The following is a 7,424-nucleotide window of genomic DNA, read 5'->3' as shown; positions in this document are numbered from 1 at the left end:
AGGGCGAGGGACTCCACGCCCGTGAACTGAGCCAGGCCCCGGCCGGGGGTCCGGGAGTCGCCCCCGGAAATCACAGCATCAGGGCGAGGGACTCCACGCCCGTGAACTGAGCCAGGCCCCGGCCGGGGGTCCGGGAGTCGCCCCCGGAAATCACAGCATCAGGGCGAGGGACTCCACGACCGTGAAGTGACCGTGGAGTGACCGGACGGCGCCTGGAGCCCATTGCACGACGGGCTCCGGGCGGCGCCCGTCATCCGGACAGTCCGTCCAGCAGGCGGTCGACGTCCGCAGGCGTGTTGTACAGGTGGAAGGCCGCGCGCAGGTTGCCCGCGCGGTCCGAGACCTCGACGCCCGCACGGCTCAGGTCGCCCTGTCGATGGCCCAGTCCGGGCACGGACACGATCGGTGAGCCCGGTGCGGGGACCGGTGCGTGGCCGAGTGCGTCGAGGCCCTTGCGGAACCGGTCGGCGAGGGCGAGGTCGTGGGCCCGTACCCGCGCCACGCCCAGCTCCTCCAGCAGTTCCAGGGAGCGGCGGGCGCCCGCGTAGGAGAACAGCGCGGGGCTCTCGTCGAACCTCCTTGCGGAACGGGCGAGTTCGGCAACCGGTCCGTAGCAGCTGTCCCAGGGCTCCTCCCCCGCGACCCAGCCGGCGAAGAGCGGCGTGAGGGAGCCGAGGTCCTCCGGGACCACCAGGAAGGCCACGCCGCGCGGGCAGCAGAGCCATTTGAAGGCGACGGCGGCGACGTAGTCGTACGCCCGCGCGTCGAGGTCCAGCCAGCCGACGGCCTGGGACGCGTCCACGTAGGTGCGGGCGCCGTGCTCCCGGGCCGCCGCGCCGATGGCGGGCAGGTCGGCGATCCGGCCGTCGGCGGACTGGGCTGCGCTGACCGCGACGAGGGCCGTGCCGGGCCGTACGGATTCAGCGATCCGCTCCAGCGGGACGGTGCGGACCTTGAGGTCGCCCCGCATGTGGAAGGGGTTGACGACGGAACTGAAGTCGCCCTCGGCGGTGACGACCTCGGCGCCCTCGGGCAGTGAGGCGGCGATCAGCCCGGTGTAGACGGCGACCGAGGCTCCCGCCGCCACCCGGCGCTCGGGGACCCCGGCCAGCCGGGCGAAGGAGGCGCGGGCGGCCTCCACGTCGGCGAACATGTCGGTGGGCTGCCCGGCGGCGGCCGACTCCACGGCGATCCGCATGGCCTGCACCGTGCGGGCCGGCAGTAGTCCGGTGCTCGCTGTGTTCAGATAGGTGTTCTTCGGGGCGAACTCGGCGCGGACGAGGGTCTCGAAGGTCTCCATGGGACCACTGTGCGGCCGCACGAAGTCGTAGTCCATGGCGAATTCCTACGCGGTTCAACCAAGGAACGCTTATACGTGCGCCTGACCTGCGGCGTTGCTCAGCGCTGTGGCACCGCGCACCCGTCCGGTCCGCAGACGTCCGCGTCACCCTCGTCGATCAGCTTCAGCGGCGAGCGCTCGCCCCACGCCTGGGTCAGCGCCTGGGCGAAGACCTCCGCGGGCTGGGCGCCCGAGACGCCGTACTTGCGGTCGAGAACGAAGAACGGCACGCCGTTCGCGCCCAGCTCGGCGGCTTCGCGCTCGTCGGCGCGCACGGCGTCGGCGTAGGCGGTGGGGTCGGCGAGCACCTTGCGGACGTTCTCGGCGTCGAGCCCTGCCTCCACGGCCAGCTCCACCAGCCGCTCGTCGCCCTCGGTGAACAGGGACCGTTCCTCGGCGAAGTTCGCCCGGTACAGGATCTGGATCAGCTCGTCCTGCCTGCCCTGCTCCTTGGCGAAGTGCAGCAGGCGGTGCATGTCGAAGGTGTTGCCGTGGTCACGGCCGGTGGTGCGGTACTCCAGACCCTCGGCGGCGGCCTGCGCCCCCAGGTTGTTCTCACCGGCCTGGGCCTGCGCCTCGCTCATCCCGTACTTCTTGGCGAGCATCGTGAGGACCGGCTGCACGTCGTCCTTGGCGCGGTGCGGATCCAGCTCGAAGGAGCGGTGCACCACCTCGACCTCGTCCCGGTGCGGGAAGGCCTGGAGCGCCTTCTCGAAGCGGGCTTTTCCGACATAGCACCAGGGGCAGGCGATGTCGGACCAGATCTCCACGCGCATGTCTTCGGCTTCTCTCCAGGTCGTACGGGTACGGAGCCTCCCTCCGCAGACTACGTGAACGTTCAAGCGCCTCGGTTTCATTCCCCCGGGACCCTGTAGCGCAGACAGAGGTGGTGCCGCCCTTCGGCGGGCGGATTTTCCGGATCGGGAACCCAGCCGTGGCGGGCGTAGAAGGCCTGGGCGCGCCGGTTGTCCACGTGCACGTCGAGGACGGCCGTCCGTCTGCCGTCGGCCTGCCACTCCTCGACGCAGGCCGCGTGGAGCTCGGTGCCGATGCCGCGGCGCCAGTGCTCGGGGTCGACGTGGAACTGGAAGAGCTTGACCGTGTCGGCGGGAGCTCCTTCCGGGGTGCGGAAGGACGCGATACCGACGATGTGCCCGTGTTCGACGACGCAGAGCACATGCCCGTCGGGCCGTTCGATGGCGGCCCGCCAGACGGCGAGCCAGTCGGTGCCGTCCTGCGGCAGCCCGTCCGGGTAGTACGTCGCCCGGGCCCGGGCGTGCAGCTCGGCGACGGCCGGCGCCTCGGCGGGCAGGGCGGTACGGATCAGCCGGCTTCCGGTCACCCGCTCTTCGATCATGCAACGGAGGACGTGGCCGCGTCCGTGGCGGTTCCGAGGCGGCTGAACTGGGCGCGGTAGGCGCTCGGCGTCAGGCCCGTACGGCGGACCAGGTGCGCGCGCAGTGAGTCGGCGGTGCCGAGGCCCGAGGCCCGGGCGATCCGGTCCATGGACAGGGTGGTCGTCTCCAGGAGTTCCTTGGCGCGCTCGATGCGTTGGTGGAGCAGCCACTGCAGTGGGCTGACCCCGCTCTCGGCGTGGAAGCGGCGGGTGAGGGTGCGCACGCTGACGCCCGCGTGCCGGGCCAGGTCGGTGAGCGTGAGCGGCTTGTCGAGGTTGCGCATGGCCCAGCCACGGACGTCGGCGCAGGCGTTGCCCCGTTCGGGTGGCAGCGGTGTCTGGGTGAACTGGGTCTGGCCCCCGGGGCGCACGGGGGCGACCAGGGCCAGCCGGGCGACCCGGTTGGCGACGGCGGCGCCGTAGTCGGTACGGATGATGTGCAGGCACAGGTCGATGCCGGCGGCGTATCCGGAGGACGTCACGACCTGGCCGTCCTGGATGTACAGCACGTCTCCCCTGAGGTCCACCTCCGGGTACCGCGTGCGCAGATGGTCGGCGTGCTCCCAGTACGTCGTGGCACGGCGGCCCGTGAGCAGGCCCGCCTCGGCGAGCAGGAAGGCGCCGGTGCAGATGGAGGCGATGCGCTTGTCCTCGGCGGCCGCCTCGCGCAGGGCGGCCACGACCCGCGGGTCCGGCGCGTACGCGGACCCGGTGCCCGCGACGACCACCGTGTCCGCCTCCCGCAGTGCCTCGAGGCCGTGGCGCACGTACAGGTCGAGGCCGCCGGTGGTGGGGACGGGCCCGGGCTCCGGGGCGCAGATGACCACCTCGTAGCCCGGGCGTCCGTCGGCCTCGGTCTTCGTGAACAGCAGCTCGGGGATGGCGAGGTTGAACATCGAGACGGGGGGCACCGCGATGACGGCGACCCGGCGGACCCCTCGTTGGTCGACCATGGCCAGAACCTCCGGACGTATGGCATTCGGGCCACTACTGTACGCCGCCGAAGATCCGCACAGTGGAGGCATGTCGACGAACGAGGCGATGACGAACAGCCAAACTCCCCTTGGGAACCGGGAGTTGCGGCCCCCTTCGCCCGGGCTCACCCTCACCGCCGCCCTCCTCGGCTTCGCGATCATCACCCTTGACGCCTCGGTGGTGAACGTCGCGCTCCCGGCCATCGGGGCCGACATGGCGGCCGGACTGTCGGGTCTGCAATGGGTGGTGGACGCCTACACGCTGACCTTCGCGGCGCTGATGCTGTCGACCGGGGCGTTCGCGGACCGGGCCGGGGCGAGCCGCGCGTACGGGGCGGGAATCGCCGTGTTCACGCTGGCCTCGGCGGCGTGCGGAGGCGCACCGAACCTGGCGGCGCTGATCGGCGCGCGGGTGGCGCAGGGCGCGGCGGCGGCCGTGGTGCTGCCGGCCTCGCTCGCGCTGGTGCGTCAGGCCTACCCGGACGCGGCCCGCCGGGCACGGGCGGTGGCCCTGTGGGCGGCGGGCGGCTCGGTGGCCGTGGCCCTGGGCCCGGTGGCCGGCGGAGCGCTGACGACCGCGTGGGACTGGCGGGGGATCTTCTTCATCAACCTGCCGGTGGGGGCGGTGGCCCTGCTGCTCCTGGTGCGCTCGCCGCACTCGCGGCCACGGCCCGCACCGCTGGACGTCCCGGGCCAGCTGACGGCGGTGGTGGCCCTGGGCGCTCTGACGTTCGCGGTGATCGAGGGAGGCACGACCGGCCTGGTGGCGCTGGGGGTTGCCGTGGCCGCGGGCGCGGCGTTCGTACGGATCGAGACGCGGCAGGCGCATCCTGTCGTACCCCTCGCGCTCTTCCGCAACCGGAACGTCTCCGTGGCGGTCGCGGTGGGGGCGGCCTGCAGCGTGGCGTTCTACGGGGTGGTGTTCCTGTTCTCCCTGTTCTTCCAGCAGGTGCAGGGGCGCTCGGCGCTGTATGCCGGGCTGCTGTTCCTGCCGATGTCGGGGCTGATCGCAGTGACCAACATCGTGTCGGGGAAGCTGGCAGGACGGTACGGCGTGCGGATGCCGATGCTGCTCGGGCAGTTGCTGGCGGTGGCGGGACTGCTGCTCCTGCTCGCAGTCGACGCGTCGACGCCGTCCGCCGCGGTGGCCGTCCTCCTGATCCCTTTGGCGGTGGGGTGCGCCCTGACGGTGCCGCCGCTGACGGCCGCGATGATGGAGGCGGTTCCCCCGGACCGCGCGGGCCTCGCGGCGGGCGTGCTCAACTCGGCCCGTCAGGTGGCCGGGGGCCTGGCCATCGCGGTGTTCGGGGCGCTGGTCGGCGGCGGCTTCGAGGCGGGGATGCGGTGGGCACTCGCCGTCTCGGCGGCGCTGTTCGTCGCGACGGCCCTGGCCACGCTGCGCCTGCGGCGCCCGGTCAGTCCGTCATGAACCGTCCCGCAGGTCCTCCGGCCACTGCGGGCGGTACTCGATCCCGTCGTACGTCACCACACAGCCCTCGCCCAACGGCGACTGGGCCATGAAGCCCACCAACGCCGCCCCCGTCTCCTTCTCGTCGCCCAGGGTGAACAGCCGGACGAACGTCCACCGCTTCCCGTCCCGCGAGGCGTGGAAGGCGAAGGCCCGGCCGGTCCGGCTGACCCGGAGCCACACCGAACTGCCCTCCACGGTGAAGGAGTTGGCGTCGTCGGAGTGCCCGCGCGTCACCACGGTGCACACGGTGGGCACGTCCGGTGAGTACTCCAGACACAGCTTCGCCCACGCCCGCTCGCCGACATGGACGTAGAGCACACCGGCGTCGAAGGCCCCGGCGAAGCCGACGGTGACGCGGGCGATCAGCTGGAAGTCCCCTTCCGGCGCCCCGAGCAGCCGGGGCGCGTCGGAGGCGGCGTCCAGAGACTCACCGGTGGGCGGCACGAAACGATCCTGCCGGGCTCCCGCCCAGCCGGTGAGCACCCCGTCCTCGTACGACCAGTGGCCTTCCGGCCCGTAGGTACGAAGGAGGAAAGGGAGTTCGGGAAGTTCGAGGTCCATGGGCAGAGTGTCCCAGAAACCTCAACGCTCCAGACGGCCGTTGAACCGCCGGGGCAGACCCAGCGGGTTGTCGTCCCGCAGCTCCGGCGGAAGCAGTGCCTCCGGAGCGTTCTGGTACACCACGGGCCGCAGCCACCGCTCGATCGCGGTACCACCGACCGACGTGGACGTGGACGTCGTCGCCGGGTACGGGCCACCGTGGTGCTGGGCGGGCGCCACCGCCACCCCGGTGGGCCAGCCGTTGACGAGTACGCGCCCGGCCAGCGGGGTCAGCTCCTGCAGGATCTCCGCGCCACGGCCCTGACCCGCCGCCTCCTCGCTGGACAGGTGCACCGTGGCGGTGAGGTTGCCGGGGAGCCGGCCCAGGACGCGCTTGGCCTGGTCCTCGTCCTCGTAGCGGGCGACGACCGTGATCGGGCCGAAGCACTCCTCCAGGAGCAGGTCGTACTCGCCCTCCGTGGTGAGCTTCTCGGCCGGGACGGTGAGGAAGCCCGCGCTCACGGTGTGCTCGCCGCCCGGGCCGGCCGTGACCGGGGACTCCACATCGGGGAGGGCCGCGCGCTCGGCGACTCCGGCGATGAAGTTGTCACGCATACGGTGGTCGAGCAGCACACCGGCATCGGTGTCGCTGACCGCCTCGGTCAGGGACTTCACCAAACGGTCGCCCGCCGCTCCCGTCGGGGCCAGGACGAGGCCGGGTTTGACGCAGAACTGGCCGACGCCCAGCGTCATGGAGCCCGCCAGCCCGGTGCCGATCTGCTCGGCGCGCTCGGCGGCGGCGGCCTCGGTGACGACCACCGGGTTGAGCGAGCCGAGTTCACCGTGGAAGGGGATCGGGACGGGGCGGGCCGCCGCCGCGTCGAAGAGGGCACGACCGCCGCGGATGGAGCCGGTGAACCCGGCGGCGGCGATCAGCGGGTGCTTGATCAGCTCGATGCCCGCCTGGAAACCGTGGACGAGGCCGACGACGTCCCTGGGGATGGCGTGCCGCTCGGCGGCCCGGCGCAGCACCGCCGCGACCAGCTCGGACAGGGCCGGGTGGTCGGGATGGGCCTTGACCACGACGGGGCAGCCCGCGGCGAGCGCGCTCGCGGTGTCGCCGCCGGCCACGGAGAAGGCGAACGGGAAGTTGGAGGCCGAGTAGACGGCGACGACGCCCAGCGGCACCTTGTAGCGGCGCAGGTCGGGGATCGGCGGGGTCGCGGTGTCGTCGGGGTGGTTGATGACGACGTCGAGGAAGGCGCCCTCGTCGACGATGTCCGCGAAGGCACGCAGCTGGTAGCAGGTGCGGGCGAGCTCGCCCGTCAGCCGCGCCGGGCCGAGGGCGGTCTCCGCGTCCGCCGCCTCCACGAGCTGGTCCCCGGCCGCCTCCAACTCGTCGGCCGCGGTGCGCAGGAAGGCGGAGCGGACCGCGCGGTCGGCGAGGGATGCGCGGGCGTCGTGGGCGGCCCGGACGGTGGCGTCGACCTCCTCGGCTGTGGCCTCCACCGCAACCTGTTCACGCTGCTTCCCGGTACGGGGGTCGACACTCCAGACTGGTGCTGCTGCCACCGCGGGTCCCTCCAGATGTCATGCCGCAGTTCGTACGTCAGCCATCAGGGGTGTTCGATATACTGAACACTGTCTCTGATGATGAATATGCTGCTCGGAGACTATTTCCCGTCGAACGAAGGGGTCAAGGGC

7 protein-coding genes are annotated in these 7,424 nt (G+C 72.2%); 1 reads left to right on the top strand and 6 read right to left on the bottom strand.

Translation table 11 applies throughout. The features are described from left to right. Positions 1–250: 250 nt before the first annotated feature. The 4 genes from ACFYZJ_RS05765 to ACFYZJ_RS05750 form a co-directional block, all read right to left on the bottom strand. The gene (locus ACFYZJ_RS05765) at positions 251–1,336 is read right to left on the bottom strand and encodes an aminotransferase class V-fold PLP-dependent enzyme (protein ID WP_388563204.1); all 1,086 of its coding nucleotides are present in this window, start codon (positions 1,334–1,336) and stop codon (positions 251–253) included. 62 nt (positions 1,337–1,398) lie between these two features. Next, a complete protein-coding gene (locus ACFYZJ_RS05760) occupies positions 1,399–2,115 on the bottom strand; it encodes a DsbA family oxidoreductase (protein WP_388563202.1) in 717 nt (238 codons plus the stop codon). Between the two features lie 77 nt (positions 2,116–2,192). After that, a complete protein-coding gene (locus ACFYZJ_RS05755; protein WP_388563200.1) occupies positions 2,193–2,696 on the bottom strand; it encodes a GNAT family N-acetyltransferase in 504 nt (167 codons plus the stop codon). Then, on the bottom strand, positions 2,693–3,688 hold the full coding sequence (locus ACFYZJ_RS05750) for a GlxA family transcriptional regulator (protein ID WP_388563198.1): 996 nt from the start codon (positions 3,686–3,688) through the stop codon (positions 2,693–2,695). The genes ACFYZJ_RS05755 and ACFYZJ_RS05750 overlap by 4 nt, the downstream gene beginning before the upstream one ends. A gap of 70 nt (positions 3,689–3,758) precedes the next feature. Here ACFYZJ_RS05750 and ACFYZJ_RS05745 point away from each other — a divergent pair, with 70 nt between their 5' ends. Next, positions 3,759–5,138: an MFS transporter gene (locus tag ACFYZJ_RS05745; RefSeq protein WP_388563196.1), complete on the top strand. Its 1,380-nt coding sequence runs from the start codon at positions 3,759–3,761 to the stop codon at positions 5,136–5,138. Here the strand turns inward: ACFYZJ_RS05745 and ACFYZJ_RS05740 are convergent. Further along, positions 5,133–5,741: a DUF1349 domain-containing protein gene (locus ACFYZJ_RS05740; RefSeq protein ID WP_388563194.1), complete on the bottom strand. Its 609-nt coding sequence runs from the start codon at positions 5,739–5,741 to the stop codon at positions 5,133–5,135. The two genes, ACFYZJ_RS05745 and ACFYZJ_RS05740, sit on opposite strands and share 6 nt — an antisense overlap. 21 nt (positions 5,742–5,762) lie before the next feature. Beyond that, the gene (locus ACFYZJ_RS05735) at positions 5,763–7,292 is read right to left on the bottom strand and encodes an aldehyde dehydrogenase (NADP(+)) (protein WP_388563192.1); all 1,530 of its coding nucleotides are present in this window, start codon (positions 7,290–7,292) and stop codon (positions 5,763–5,765) included. Between the last annotated feature and the right edge of the window lie 132 nt (positions 7,293–7,424).

The organism is Streptomyces sp. NPDC001848, from assembly GCF_042891915.1.
Taxonomy (GTDB): domain Bacteria; phylum Actinomycetota; class Actinomycetes; order Streptomycetales; family Streptomycetaceae; genus Streptomyces.
Note: the sequence above shows the minus strand (reverse complement) of the source record. Positions and strands in the feature narration are given on the sequence as shown.